The following is a 13,390-nucleotide window of genomic DNA, read 5'->3' as shown; positions in this document are numbered from 1 at the left end:
TCCGACAGAGGCGCGTATGTGGCGCGTCATATGCGGTAGATTTCGCTGCGCAAGGGCAGTGATAACTCGACAAGTCCCCGGTAACACCCGGAGAATAGCGACCTGCCGACAGGAGTCCCTAATGCGCCGTTTGTTTGTTTTGTTGTTGATGTTGTGCACTGCGCCTGCCTGGGCAGACAGCTATGACCAGTTGTACAAAGCTGCAGGCTGGCCGGACCAGCGCGCGCACTTCAACGACGCCTTGAAAGCTGCGCAACAGCGCTACCGGGACAACCTGCCACCTGCGGTTTTTCAGGCGCTGGTCAATAACAGCAATCAGCGTTTTGCACCGCAGGCGATGGATCAGCGTGCTGCACGACGCCTGCGTGAAACGCTGAAGGACCCCAACCCCTCGCTGCAATTCTTCCAGTCGCCACTGGGCCGCAAGATCGTCAACGCCGAACTGACCGCGACCCGCGCCGATCAGTTGGCCAAGCATGCCGACGGGCTACCGCACATTGAAGCCGACGCGACCCGCCAGCTGTTGATCGGCCATCTGGCGCAAGCACTGCCCGCCAAACAGGCCGGTGCCGAAGTCAGCCTCGCCATCGCCGGTGTGGCTGCCGACAGCCTGAGCCAGATGATTCCCGGCCTGTTGGGCGGCGGTCAGGCGCAAGGCATGCTCGAAGGCCAGCGCGAGCGTCTGATGGCGCAGATCAGTGCCGACCTGAACAACACGTTGCTGTACGTCTACCGCGAGTTGTCGGACCCGGAGCTGGAAGAGTTTTCGACCTTCGCCGAATCGCCGGAAGGTCAGGCGTACTATCAGGCGGCGCTCGCCGCGATCCGCGCAGGGCTTGCGGTCGGGCAAAGTACATCGAGTCTGAATCCCGCGCAGTGACGGGACCGGACGCGAAGCCCTAACGCAGTCGCTCCGCCAGAAAATCGAAGTACCGTGCGCGCAACTCTGGCAGTTCGTTGGCCAGGTGATGGCGAGCGGGGCCGAGCATCAGGATCTGCGGTTCGCTGAATTTGTCCTTCAGAACGCTCAGGTTGTGCAGCCAGTCCACCGTCATGTCCGCCTCACCCTGAATGATCAACGGACTGCGTGTGCTGCGTGGCGCGCTTTCGATACGTACGATCCATTGCGCCAGCGCACCGACCCAGGCGGTCGGCAGTCGATTGGGCTGCAACGGGTCGGCCAGCAGGAACGGCAGGAAGGCCGGCGCGTTGGAGTTCTCGGTGAAGCGTCGGGCAATACCGGTCACGAAGGGCTTGAGCAGGTAGTAACTGAGCCGCGACCAGCCCCAGGCGCGTGGGCGTACCAGTGGCGACAGCAGAATGACCTGTCCTTGCGCAGGGCTGTCGGCACCCTGATTGAGCAAATGATCGATCACAATGGCACCGCCGGTGCTCTGGCCGCACAGGTGCCAGGGCTGCGGCAGTCTGAGGGCTTGTGCTTCCAGCAGCAGTTGCTGCAGCACGGCCTGATATTCCGCGAAGTCGTTGATGCTTGCGCGGCTGCCGCTGGAAAGCCCGTGCCCCGGCAGGTCGCAGGAAATCACCGCAAAGCCCTGCCCCAGCGCCCATTCGATCACGTGCCGGTAAAGCCCCATGTGGTCATAGAAACCATGGAACAGAAACAGCGTCGCGACGGCATTCTCGGGAATCCACACCTGCCCAACGATCTCGTACCCCGCCACATCCAGCCGCCCGAGCCAGCTGCGAATCACGTTCTCCCCGCCCAGACCGCCCAGTCCATAGAAGCGCTGGTACGCCTGTCCATCCGGCGAAAGCGGATCGATGATGCCAAGCGGCAACAGGCTGGCACGCAGATTATCGGGGTCGAACTTTACGGACATGGGCCTTCCAGGTTCGGGCAAGCGCCGCGAGAATATGATGCAGGGATAGTCTTCTGTCTGCCTGGACATGACAAGCCAGACCGACGCAGTTAAAACGTCTTTCACAAAACTCACGCATTGTATCTGCCTGGTATCTTCACTACCCAGCCCTGAGCCAAAACGGTAGCCTTCATCCCCGCAATACGCCACCCATTGAGGACCCGGATGAAACGCAGCCTGATCGCCCTTGCCATCATCATCGCCATCGTTGCCAGTGGCGCAGGCTGGTACATCCACAGCAAACAGCCGGTGCGCGAGGGCGAGATTGCCATGAGCCGTCTGCAGGGGCCGGTCAGCGTGCGCTACGACGAACGCGGTGTGCCGCATATACGCGCCGAAAACGAAGCGGACCTGTACCGCACCCTGGGCTATGTCCAGGCTCAGGACCGGCTGTTCCAGATGGAAATGATAAGGCGTCTGGCGCGTGGCGAACTGGCCGAAATCCTGGGTCCGAATCTGATCGAGACCGACAAGCTGTTCCGCAGCCTGCGCATCCGTGAGCACGCGGCGGCCTATGTGGCGCGTCAGGACAAGAACACGCCGATGTGGAAGGCCCTTGAAGCCTATCTCGATGGCATCAACCAGTATCAGGACACCCACGCAAGGCCGATGGAGTCCGACGCACTGGGCATCCCCAAGCGGCCTTTCAGCGCTGAAGACACGCTCAGCATCGGCGGCTATCTGGCCTACAGTTTTGCCTCGGCATTGCGTACCGAACCCTTGATGACCTATGTGCGCGACCAGCTGGGCCCGCAGTACCTTAAGGTTTTTGATCTGGATTGGCACCCGAACGGCATGCTGGACCAGAAACCCGCGCTGACCGGCGCGGACTGGAAAGGCCTGGGCGCGCTGGCGAAACTGAGTAATGAAGCGTTCGAACAGGCCGGTCTGCCGCAATTCGAAGGCAGCAATGCCTGGGCGATTTCCGGCAGCCGCACGCAAAGCGGCAAACCCATTCTGGCGGGCGACCCGCACATCCGCTTCTCGGTGCCTGCCGCCTGGTACGAGGCGCAGCTGTCAGCACCGGGCTTTGAGCTGTATGGGCATTTTCAGCCGCTGAACCCGTTCGCGTTTCTGGGCCACAACATGGACTTCGGCTGGAGCCTGACCATGTTCCAGAACGACGACATGGACCTGATCGCCGAGAAGACCAATCCTGAAAATCCCAATCAGGTCTGGTATCACGGTCAGTGGGTCGAGATGACCCGCACCGAACAGCAGATTGCGGTCAAGGGCCAAGCGCCTGTCACGCTGAGCCTTCTGGAGTCGCCGCATGGCCCTGTCGTCAACGATGCGATGGGCAAGAATGCAGGACAGGTGCCCATCGCCATGTGGTGGTCATTCCTGGTGTCGGACAACCCGGTGCTGGACGGTTTCTATGAGGCCAACCGCGCCGACACGCGAGAGAAGATGCGCAGCGCGGCCGAGAAGATCCAGGCGCCCGGCCTGAACATCGTCTGGGCCAACGCCAAGGGTGACATCGGCTGGTGGGCAACGGCGCAATTGCCGATCCGGCCGGAAGGCGTCAACCCGACCTACATCCTCGATGGCAGCACGGCGCAGGCCGACAAGCTGGGTTTCTACCCTTTCAGCGCCAACCCGCAGGAAGAGAATCCGGCACGAGGCTACATCGTGTCGGCCAACTTCCAGCCGCTCTCGCCCACCGGCATGCAGATTCCGGGTTACTACAACCCGCCTGAGCGTGGCCAACAGCTTGACCGTCAGTTGAGCGACGCCTCGGTCAAGTGGGACGTGGAGGCCAACAAGAGACTGCAACTGGGCACGCGGACCGACTATGCGCCGAGCATCCTCAGGCCGCTGATTCCAGTGCTACGCAAAGTCGTCAGCGACCCCGAAGAACTTGCTCTGGTGGAGCGGATGGCCAGTTGGAACGGCGAGTATTCGCTGGACTCGGTGGGTGCGACGCTGTTCAACCAGTTCCTGTTCGACATCACTGAAGAAACCTTCCACGATGAACTGGGCGATGACCTGTTCCAGACGCTCCTGACGACACGCTCGCTGGACATGGCCCTGCCGCGTCTGGCCGCCGATGCCGACTCGCCCTGGTGGAACAACCGCAACTCACCTCACGAAGAAAGCCGCGCCAACACCGTCAAGGTTGCGTGGCGCGCCAGCGTTTCGCACCTCAAATCCCTGTACGGCAATAATCCGGACGAATGGGTCTGGGGCAGAGCGCACACCTTGACCCATGGACATCCGCTGGGCTCACAGAAGCCATTGGATAAAGTGCTGAACGTCGGCCCCTACCCGGCGCCGGGTACGCATGAAGTGCCGAACAACCTGTCAGCCAGCATTCGCCCTGCGCCGTGGCCCGTGAACTACGGCCCCTCGACCCGCCGCATCATCGACTTCGCCGACCCCGCCAACAGCCTGGGCATCAACCCCGTCGGCCAGAGCGGCGTACCGTTCGACAAGCACTACTCGGATCAGGCCAAGGCCTACATCAATGGCGAGTACATGAAGCAGCACTTCAGCGAACAGGACGTGGTCGAGCACACCGAAGGGGTGTTGAGGTTCGTGCCGGGGCAGTGAGCGAGGACACTGATCGTGCTCGTCGTTATACACAAGTCTGCCTCAACACTGATCGTGCCCATCGCTCCGCGTGGGCATGCATCCCGTGACGCTCTGCGTCACAAATGGCACAGACTGAGGATTCAGTGAGCCGAGCGCATGACGTGGATAACGCTGGAGCTTGGACATGCATCTGCGCCACCTTCGAGAGCGGACGCGGAGCGTCCTGGGAGGCATTCCCACGCAGAGCGTGAGGAACGATCATTGCGCGATATTGATCGTGCCAATGCTCCGCGTTGGCATGCATCCCGTGACGCTCTGCGTCACAAATGGCACAGACTGAGGATTCAGTGAGCCGAGTGCATGACGTGGATAACGCTGGAGCTTGGGCATACATCTGCGCCACATTCGAGAGCGGACGCGGAGCGTCCTGGGAGGCATTCCCACGCAGAGCGTGGGAACGATCAAACGATGAGCGCAGCGTAGGAACGATCAGTGTTACGCAGCCGGAGCGCGGCGTGGGTCGGGTTGTTTCCAGGAGTCGGCGGCGCTTTCCTCGATGGCTTGCTGGATCGCGCGTTTGCGGTTGTTTTCCGCGCGGCGGGTGAAGAACCAGACAAGGAAAGTCGCCAGAGACACGGCCAGCAGAATCAGGCTCGCCACCGCGTTGATCTCAGGCTTCACACCCAGGCGCACGGCCGAGAACACTTCCATCGGCAAGGTCGTCGAACCCGGCCCGGAGACAAAGCTGGCCAGCACCAGGTCGTCCAGCGACAGCGCAAAGGACATCATGCCGCCCGCCGCCAGCGATGGCGCGATCATCGGGATGGTGATCAGGAAGAACACCTTCCACGGACGCGCCCCCAGATCCATCGCGGCCTCTTCAATCGACAGGTCCAGCTCACGCAGACGCGCCGACACCACGACCGCCACGTAAGCCGCGCAGAACGTCGTGTGCGCAATCCAGATGGTCACGATGCCGCGTTCCTGTGGCCAGCCGATCAGCTGCGCCATCGCCACGAACAGCAGCAATAGCGACAGACCGGTGATCACTTCCGGCATCACCAGCGGCGCCGTGACCAGCCCACCGAAGAAGGTCCGGCCCTTGAAGCGCGTGATGCGGGTCAGCACGAACGCCGCCATCGTCCCCAGCGCCACGGCCGCGATGGCGGTGTAGCAGGCGATTTCCAGCGAGCGCATCACCGAGCCCATCAGTTGCGAGTTATCCAGCAGGCCCACGTACCACTTCACCGACCAGCCGCCCCAGACCGTCACCAGTTGCGAGGCATTGAACGAGTATATGACCAGAATGACCATCGGCGCATAGATGAACAGCAGACCGAGGACCAGCATCAGGTTCGAGAATCGAAAGGTCTTCATGCCTTGCCCTCCAGTTCTTTGGCCTGACTGCGGTTGAACAGGATGATCGGCACAATGAGCACCAGCAGCATGATGACCGCCAGCGCCGAAGCCACGGGCCAGTCACGGTTGTTGAAAAATTCCTGCCACAGCACGCGGCCGATCATCAGGGTTTCCGGCCCGCCCAGCAGCTCGGGGATCACGAACTCGCCGACGACCGGGATGAACACCAGCATGCAGCCGGCGATCACGCCGTTCTTGGACAGCGGCACGGTGATCTTCCAGAAACTGTTGAAGGTGCTCGACCCCAGATCGGACGCGGCTTCCAGCAGGCTGGTGTCGTGCTTCACGAGGTTGGCGTACAGCGGCAGGATCATGAACGGCAGGTAGGAATAGACCACGCCGATGTACACCGCCAGATTGGTGTTGAGGATCTGCAACGGCTCGTCGATCAGGCCCAGCCACATCAGGAACGCATTGAGCAGGCCGTTGTTGCTGAGAATGCCCATCCAGGCATAGACGCGGATCAGGATCGCGGTCCAGGTCGGCATCATGATCAACAGCAACAGAACCGTCTGGATGTCCTTGCGCGCATTGGCGATGGCGTAGGCCATCGGGTAGCCGATCAGCAGGCACAGCAGCGTGCTGATGAAGGCCATTTTCAGCGAACCTAGGTACGCCGAAACGTACAGGTCATCGCCGGTCAGCAAGGTGTAGTTGGCGAGGTTCAGCACCAACTGCAGCTTCTCTTCGGCGTAGCTGAAGATTTCCGTGTACGGCGGGATCGCGACGTCAGCCTCGGCGAAGCTGATCTTGATGACGATCAGGAACGGCAGCGCAAAGAACAGAAACAGCCAGAGGAACGGCACGCCGATGACCATCTGCCGACCGTTGGGCATGATGCGCTCGAAGGCGCGCTTGATCTTGCGGATTTTCATGAGCGCAGTACCACGCCGCTGTCGTCTTCCCACCACACGTAGACTTCATCGCCCCAGGTCGGACGCGCGCCCTGACGCTCGGCGTTGGCCACGAAGGACTGCACCAGCTTGCCGCCGGGCAACTCGACGTAGAACACCGAATGACCGCCCAGGTAGGCGATGTCGTGGACCTTGCCGCGCGACCAGTTGTACTCGAAGCCCGGCTGCTCGGTGGTGATCAGCAGCTTTTCCGGACGCAGTGCGTAGGTAATGCTCTTGTCTTCAACGGACGTACTCACGCCGTGGCCGACGTAGATATTGCGCTCAAGCTCGGGGCTGCGGATCAGCGCGTGGCCTTCCATGTCCTCGATCACTTCGCCTTCGAACAGGTTGACGCTGCCGATGAATTCACACACCAGACGGCTGGTCGGGGTTTCGTAGATGTCGATCGGGCTGCCGATCTGGGCGATCCAGCCCAAGTGCATGATCGCGATGCGCTCGGCCATGGTCATGGCCTCTTCCTGATCGTGAGTCACCATCACGCAGGTCACACCCACGCGCTCGATGATTTCCACCAGCTCCAGCTGCATCTGCGAACGCAGTTTCTTGTCCAGCGCGCCCATGGGCTCGTCGAGCAGCAGCAGTTTGGGCTTCTTGGCCAGCGAGCGGGCCAGGGCGACACGCTGACGCTGCCCGCCCGAAAGCTGATGCGGCTTGCGCTTGGCGTACTGGGTCATCTGCACCAGCTTGAGCATTTCGGCCACGCGGGCATCGATTTCCGACTTGGCCAGCCGGTCCTGCTTGAGCCCGAAGGCAATGTTGTCAGCCACGGTCATGTGCGGAAACAGCGCATAAGACTGGAACATCATGTTGATCGGACGTTCGTACGGCGGCATGTCGGTGATGTCGACGCCGTCGAGGTAAATGCGACCCTCGGTCGGACGTTCGAAGCCTGCCAGCATGCGCAGCAGTGTGGACTTGCCGGAGCCCGATCCGCCGAGCAGGGCGAAGATCTCACCCTTGTTGATTTGCAGGGACACGTCGTCCACAGCAATCGTCTCGTCGAATTTTTTCGTGACGCGATCGATCTTGACCAGCACCTGTTTGGGTTGCTGACCGCCTTCGAGGGCTTTCTTGTAGGCGCCGGAGGCAACTGCCATGGGTGAAACTCCCAACATGATAGGCAGCCCGGCCAAAACGGCCGGGCGCTGGATTGTTATTTGCCCGACTTGACCTTGGTCCAGCTGCGGGTCATCAGACGTTGCACCTTGGGTGGCAACTCGCTGTTCACGAACAACCGGTCCAGCACTTCCTGCGGCGGATAGACCGCTTCGTCGGTGCGGATCGCCTGATCCATGAACTCACCCGAGGCCGGGTTGGGGTTGGCGTAACCGACTTCATCGCTGACCTGAGCGATCACCTTGGGATCGAGCAGGTAGTTGATGAACGCGCTGGCGGCCTTGACGTTTTTCGAGTCAGCCGGAATCGCCAGCATGTCGAACCACAGGTTGCCGCCCTCTTTCGGGATGCTGTACGCAAGCTTCACGCCTTTGCCTGCTTCTTCGGCGCGGGCCTTGGCCTGGAACACATCGCCCGAGAAGCCGGCCGCGACGCAGATGTCGCCGTTGGCCAGGTCCGTGATGTATTTGGAGGAGTGGAAGTAGGTCACATAAGGACGAATCGCCATGAGTTTGGCTTCGGCCTTCTTGTAATCGGCTTCCTTGGTGCTGTTGGGATCAAGCCCGAGGTAGTTGAGCATGGCAGGCAGCATCTCGTCCGCAGAGTCGAGGAATGCTACGCCACAGCTGGACAGCTTCTTGATGTTCTCCGGTTCGAACAGCACCGACCAGGAGTCGATCTTGTCGACGCCCAGCGCCGCCTTGACCTTCTCGACGTTGTAACCGATGCCGTTGGTGCCCCACAGGTAAGGCACGGCGTACTGGTTACCGGGATCGTTCTTCTCCAGACGCTTGAGCAGCGCCGGGTCGAGGTTCTTGTAGTTAGGCAGCAGCGACTTGTCGAGCTTCTGGAACGCGCCCGCCTTGATCTGCTTGCCGAGGAAATGGTTGGACGGCACGACTACGTCATAGCCGGTGCGACCGGCCAGCAGCTTGGCTTCCAGGGTTTCGTTGGAATCGAACACGTCGTACATCGGCTTGATGCCCGTCGCGGCTTCGAAGTCGGCCAGCGTGGTCTTGCCGATGTAATCGGACCAGTTATAAATATGCACGGTGGATTCGGCCTGAGCACTGGCTGCCAGTGTCAGCCCGGCAGTCACCAGCAAGGCTTTGGAAAGATTAGAAATAGACACAACATGAATCCTTTTAACAGAGAGGCCTGAAAGCCGGATGGCATCCGGACGACAAAACCGGCGCGCAACTTACCGTCTATGAGTCCAACCAGCAAAGTTTTCGGCAATTTTCCTGTCTGTTGGAAGCTGCGCACCGAGGGCTACGCAGCTTCCACAGGTTTCATGACAGGCTTATTTACCTGATTTGATCTTGGTCCAGCTGCGGGTCATGATCCGCTGAGTCGCGGCAGGCAGATCCGCGATGGCATACAGTTTGGCCTGTACGTCAGCAGGCGGGTAGACGCCCGGATCGCTGGTGATTGCCTTGTCGACCAGAGGCGTGGCGGCTGCGTTGCCGTTCGGGAAGCGCACCGCGTTGGTGATCTCTGCCATGATTTCCGGCTTCATCAGGAAGGTCATGAACTTGTAGGCACCTTCGACGTTTTCGGCATCCTTGGGAATGGCGACCATGTCGTAGAAGCTGCCAGCACCTTCCTTCGGAATGTTGTAGGCAACCTTGACCTTGCCACCTGCTTCTTCAGCACGGGATTTGGCCTGGTAGATGTCACCCGAGTAGCCCACTGCGACGCAGATGTTGCCGTTGGCCAGGTCCGAGATGTACTTGGACGAGTGGAAGTAGCCGATCGAAGGACGGATCTTCATGAACAGCGCTTCGGCTTCAGCCAGTTGCTTCTTGTCCTGCGAATCGGTCGGATAACCCAGGTAATGCAGGGCAATCGGCAGCATTTCGGTCGGCGAATCGAGGAAGCTGATGCCGCACGACTTCAGCTTGGCCGCGTTCTCGGGCTTGAACAGCAGGTCCCAGGAATTCACCGGCGCATCGGCACCCAGCGCAGCCTTGACCTTCTCCGGGTTGATACCGATACCGATCGAGCCCCACATGTACGGGAAGGCGTGCTTGTTGCCCGGGTCGCTGACCGACACCGCTTTGAGCAGCGATTCGTTCAGGTTCTTCCAGTCAGGCAGCTTGGACTTGTCCAGTTCCTGATAGACGCCAGCTTTGATCTGCTTGGCGAGGAAGTTGTTGGACGGAACCACGATGTCATAACCGGACTTGCCGGCCAGCAATTTGGCTTCGAGCGTCTCGTTGCTGTCGAACACGTCGTAGACGACCTTGATGCCCGATTCTTTCTCGAACTTGGCAACGGTGTCCGGCGCGATGTAATCGGACCAGTTATAGACGTGCAGCACTTTGTCATCGGCCTGCGCAGCGGTGGCCACGACGCCCATCATGGACAGGGCGAGAAGGGTCTTGCCAAATTTTTTCATGCGTAGCTCCAATGTTTTTTATCACTGACCGATTAGATTAGCGGCTTGTAGCCATTAGTCTGGCAAGTTCATGGGCAGGCTTTCAAGCCGACACCTGTCGAACAGCCCTTGTCCCGCTGAAGAAACGCTTTTTCCTGTGGATAACTGCCTTCCATCAAACAAAACGCTAGCCACTGAGACGCAGCAAACCTGGTGGGAGCGGACTTGTCCGCGAATGCTGCGTTTCAGTCGCTGAACATTCATCGGCTGTACGACCCCTTCGCGGACAAGTCCGCTCCCACAATCAGGTGCGCGTTACACCTACCCTTCCAATGCCGCCAGGGTCAGGTCCAGACACTTGCGAGCCTTCTCGACCAGTTCATCAATCTGCTCGAACGTGATCACCAGTGGCGGCGCGATGATCATGGTATCGCCCACGGCCCGCATGATCAGGCCATTATCGAAGCAGAAGGTTCGGCAGATCATGCCCGCGCCCCTGTCGGTGTAACGCTCGCGGGTTGCCTTGTTCCTGACCAGCTCAATGGCGCCCAGCAGCCCCACGCCACGGACCTCGCCCACCAGCGGATGATCACTCAACTCACGCAGACGCTTTTGCAAATATGGTGCCGTTTCAGACTTGACCCGTTCGACGATCTTTTCTTCACGCAGGATACGAATGTTCTCCAGCGCCACGGCGGCGGCTACCGGATGACCCGAATAGGTGAAACCGTGGCTGAAATCGCCGCCTTCATTGAGCACAGCCACGATTTCGTTGCGCACCACCAGACCTCCCATGGGCACGTAGCCTGAGGTCAGGCCTTTGGCGATGGTCATCATGTCCGGCTTGAGGCCGTAGAAATCGCTACCGAACCACTCACTGGTGCGTCCGAAACCACAGATCACTTCATCGGCGACGAACAGGATGTCGTAGCGCGAAAGGATCTCCTTGATCTTCGGCCAGTAGGTGTCAGGCGGCACGATGACGCCACCCGCGCCCTGAATCGGCTCGGCGATGAACGCACCGACATTGTCGACGCCCAGTTCGAGAATCTTCTGTTCCAGTTGCTCGGCTGCCCACACGCCAAACTCATCCGGCGTCATGTCGCCGCCCTCGCCAAACCAGTAAGGCTGCGGGATGTGCGCAATGCCCGGAATCGGCAGATCGCCCTGCTCGTGCATGTAGGTCATGCCGCCCAGGCTCGCGCCCGCGACGGTGGAGCCGTGATAGCCGTTGATGCGACTGATGATGGTCTTCTTGTTCGGCTGGCCCTTGAGCGCCCAGTAATGGCGGACCATACGCAGCATGGTGTCGTTGCCTTCGGAACCGGAGCCGGTGAAGAACACGTGGTTCATGCCTTCAGGCGCGATGTCGGAAATCGCCTTGGCCAGTTCCAGGACCGGTGGGTGGGCGGTCTGGAAGAACAGGTTGTAATAAGGCAGCTCGCGCATCTGCTTGCTGGCGGCATCGGCCAGTTCTTCGCGGCCGTAGCCGATGGCCACACACCACAGGCCGGACATGCCGTCCAGAATGCGATTGCCTTCGCTGTCCCACAGATAAACGCCGTCGGCGCGAGTAATGATGCGCGGGCCTTTCTCTTTCAGTTGTTTGTAGTCGCTGAACGGTGCCAGGTGATGCTCGCTGCTCAAGGCTTGCCATTCGAGGGTTTGCGGGTTGTGGTTGGCACTCATGCAGCACTTCCTTTTGATCAGGTCAGTAAGCGGGACGTCACCGCTTCAGGCAGCGACGCCCTGCCGGGTCAGACGGCGAACAGCAGGAACTCGCGTTCCCAGGAGCTGATCACGCGCTTGAAATTCTCATGCTCGGCGCGTTTGACCGCGACGTAGCCCATGATGAATTTCTTGCCCAGGTACTTTTCGATGGTTTTGCTGTTTTCCATCCGCTCCAGCGCATCCTCGATGGTCAGCGGCAGGCGCAGGTTGCGGCGCTCGTAACCACGGCCCACCACCGGCGCGCTCGGGTTGATGCCTTCGACCATGCCGATGAATCCGCACAGCAGGCTGGCGGCAATGGCCAGGTACGGGTTGGCATCAGCGCCCGGCAGGCGGTTTTCCACCCGACGGTTCTGCGGCCCGGCATCCGGCACGCGCAGGCCGACGGTGCGGTTTTCTTCGCCCCACTCCACGTTTACGGGCGCAGAGGTGTCCGGCAGAAAGCGCCGGAACGAGTTCACGTTGGGCGCGAACAGCGGCAGCAGCTCGGGAATGAATTTCTGCAGACCGCCGACGTGGTTGAGGAACAGCTCGCTCATCGTCCCGTCTTCGTTGGAGAAGATGTTCTGGCCGGTTTCGATGTCGATGATGCTCTGGTGCAGGTGCATGGCGCTGCCGGGCTCGCCGGTCATGGGCTTGGCCATGAAGGTTGCAGCGACGTCATGCTTGAGCGCCGCCTCGCGCATGGTGCGCTTGAACACCAGAATCTGGTCGGCCAGCGACAGGGCATCACCATGACGGAAGTTGATCTCCATCTGCGCCGTGCCGTCTTCGTGGATCAGCGTGTCCAGATCAAGGTTCTGCAGCTCGCACCAGTCGTAGACGTCCTCGAACAGCGGATCGAATTCGTTGGCCGCCTCGATAGAGAACGACTGGCGGCCGGTTTCCGGGCGTCCCGAGCGGCCGACCGGAGGCTGCAGCGGATAGTCCGGGTCGTCGCTACGCTTGGTCAGATAGAACTCCATCTCCGGCGCCACGATCGGCTGCCAGCCTTGGTCGGCGTAGAGTTTGAGGACTTTCTTGAGGACGTTGCGCGGGGACAGCTCGATGGGGTTGCCCTGCTTGTCGTAGGTGTCGTGAATCACCTGCGCAGTCGGCTCGATGGCCCAGGGCACCAGATACACCGCGTTCTGGTCGGGGCGGCAGATCATGTCGATGTCGGCCGGGTCCAGCAGCTCGTAGTAGATATCGTCTTCTACGTAGTCGCCGGTCACCGTCTGCAACAACACGCTTTCAGGCAGACGCATGCCTTTTTCAGCGATGAATTTGTTGGTCGGGGAGATCTTGCCGCGGGTGATCCCGGTGAGGTCGGACATCATGCATTCGACTTCGGTAATCTTGTGTTCTTTCAACCAATCGGTGAGCTGGTCGAGGTTGGTACTCATAAATACCTCAGGGTTTTGGTGTCCTGA

Annotated in this window: 10 protein-coding genes; 2 read left to right on the top strand and 8 right to left on the bottom strand. The window is 60.3% G+C overall.

Annotated features, from left to right (window positions below; genetic code table 11):
* Nucleotides 1-121: 121 nt before the first annotated feature.
* A complete protein-coding gene (locus CFBP1590_RS01450) occupies nt 122-880 on the top strand; it encodes a DUF2059 domain-containing protein (RefSeq protein WP_004880485.1) in 759 nt (252 codons plus the stop codon).
* Between the two features lie 19 nt (nt 881-899).
* Here the strand turns inward: CFBP1590_RS01450 and bipL are convergent, their stop codons facing one another.
* Complete coding sequence (gene bipL, locus CFBP1590_RS01445; RefSeq protein ID WP_058430719.1) at nt 900-1,841, bottom strand: phospholipase BipL; 942 nt, start codon at nt 1,839-1,841, stop codon at nt 900-902.
* A 204-nt stretch (nt 1,842-2,045) separates the two neighbouring features.
* Between bipL and CFBP1590_RS01440 the strand changes: the two genes are divergently transcribed.
* On the top strand, nt 2,046-4,433 hold the full coding sequence (locus tag CFBP1590_RS01440; protein ID WP_088234345.1) for a penicillin acylase family protein: 2,388 nt from the start codon (nt 2,046-2,048) through the stop codon (nt 4,431-4,433).
* A 477-nt stretch (nt 4,434-4,910) separates the two neighbouring features.
* Here the strand turns inward: CFBP1590_RS01440 and CFBP1590_RS01435 are convergent, their stop codons facing one another.
* From CFBP1590_RS01435 to CFBP1590_RS01405, 7 genes are all read right to left on the bottom strand, one after another.
* On the bottom strand, nt 4,911-5,792 hold the full coding sequence (locus CFBP1590_RS01435) for an ABC transporter permease subunit (RefSeq protein WP_004880501.1): 882 nt from the start codon (nt 5,790-5,792) through the stop codon (nt 4,911-4,913).
* Entirely contained in the window at nt 5,789-6,670 is an 882-nt protein-coding gene (locus CFBP1590_RS01430) for an ABC transporter permease subunit (protein ID WP_161627649.1), read from the bottom strand. Before CFBP1590_RS01430 ends, CFBP1590_RS01435 begins: the two co-directional genes overlap by 4 nt.
* A gap of 35 nt (nt 6,671-6,705) precedes the next feature.
* Nucleotides 6,706-7,848 carry a polyamine ABC transporter ATP-binding protein gene (gene potA, locus CFBP1590_RS01425; RefSeq protein WP_004880506.1) on the bottom strand — a complete coding sequence of 381 codons (1,143 nt, stop codon included), beginning with the start codon at nt 7,846-7,848 and terminating at the stop codon, nt 6,706-6,708.
* 56 nt (nt 7,849-7,904) lie between these two features.
* A complete protein-coding gene (locus tag CFBP1590_RS01420) occupies nt 7,905-8,999 on the bottom strand; it encodes a polyamine ABC transporter substrate-binding protein (protein WP_004880507.1) in 1,095 nt (364 codons plus the stop codon).
* A gap of 171 nt (nt 9,000-9,170) precedes the next feature.
* Nucleotides 9,171-10,268: a polyamine ABC transporter substrate-binding protein gene (locus tag CFBP1590_RS01415; RefSeq protein ID WP_004880509.1), complete on the bottom strand. Its 1,098-nt coding sequence runs from the start codon at nt 10,266-10,268 to the stop codon at nt 9,171-9,173.
* A 300-nt stretch (nt 10,269-10,568) separates the two neighbouring features.
* Nucleotides 10,569-11,936, bottom strand: coding sequence for an aspartate aminotransferase family protein (locus CFBP1590_RS01410; RefSeq protein WP_088234344.1), 1,368 nt, complete (start codon nt 11,934-11,936; stop codon nt 10,569-10,571).
* A gap of 68 nt (nt 11,937-12,004) precedes the next feature.
* Entirely contained in the window at nt 12,005-13,363 is a 1,359-nt protein-coding gene (locus CFBP1590_RS01405; protein ID WP_004880514.1) for a glutamine synthetase family protein, read from the bottom strand.
* Nucleotides 13,364-13,390: the final 27 nt, after the last annotated feature.

It is taken from the genome of Pseudomonas viridiflava (genome assembly GCF_900184295.1).
GTDB lineage: Bacteria > Pseudomonadota > Gammaproteobacteria > Pseudomonadales > Pseudomonadaceae > Aquipseudomonas > Aquipseudomonas viridiflava.
This window is presented reverse-complemented; position numbering and strand designations above follow the sequence as displayed.

Excerpts from the sequence above, each read along its gene's own strand:
- CFBP1590_RS01450 (WP_004880485.1), top strand. The coding sequence starts at position 122 with ATGCGCCGTTTGTTTGTTTTGTTGTTGATGTTGTGCACTGCGCCTGCC.
- bipL (WP_058430719.1), bottom strand. The coding sequence starts at position 1,841 with ATGTCCGTAAAGTTCGACCCCGATAATCTGCGTGCCAGCCTGTTGCCG.
- CFBP1590_RS01440 (WP_088234345.1), top strand. The coding sequence starts at position 2,046 with ATGAAACGCAGCCTGATCGCCCTTGCCATCATCATCGCCATCGTTGCC.
- CFBP1590_RS01435 (WP_004880501.1), bottom strand. The coding sequence starts at position 5,792 with ATGAAGACCTTTCGATTCTCGAACCTGATGCTGGTCCTCGGTCTGCTG.
- CFBP1590_RS01430 (WP_161627649.1), bottom strand. The coding sequence starts at position 6,670 with ATGCCCAACGGTCGGCAGATGGTCATCGGCGTGCCGTTCCTCTGGCTG.
- potA (WP_004880506.1), bottom strand. The coding sequence starts at position 7,848 with ATGGCAGTTGCCTCCGGCGCCTACAAGAAAGCCCTCGAAGGCGGTCAG.
- CFBP1590_RS01415 (WP_004880509.1), bottom strand. The coding sequence starts at position 10,268 with ATGAAAAAATTTGGCAAGACCCTTCTCGCCCTGTCCATGATGGGCGTC.
- CFBP1590_RS01410 (WP_088234344.1), bottom strand. The coding sequence starts at position 11,936 with ATGAGTGCCAACCACAACCCGCAAACCCTCGAATGGCAAGCCTTGAGC.
- CFBP1590_RS01405 (WP_004880514.1), bottom strand. The coding sequence starts at position 13,363 with ATGAGTACCAACCTCGACCAGCTCACCGATTGGTTGAAAGAACACAAG.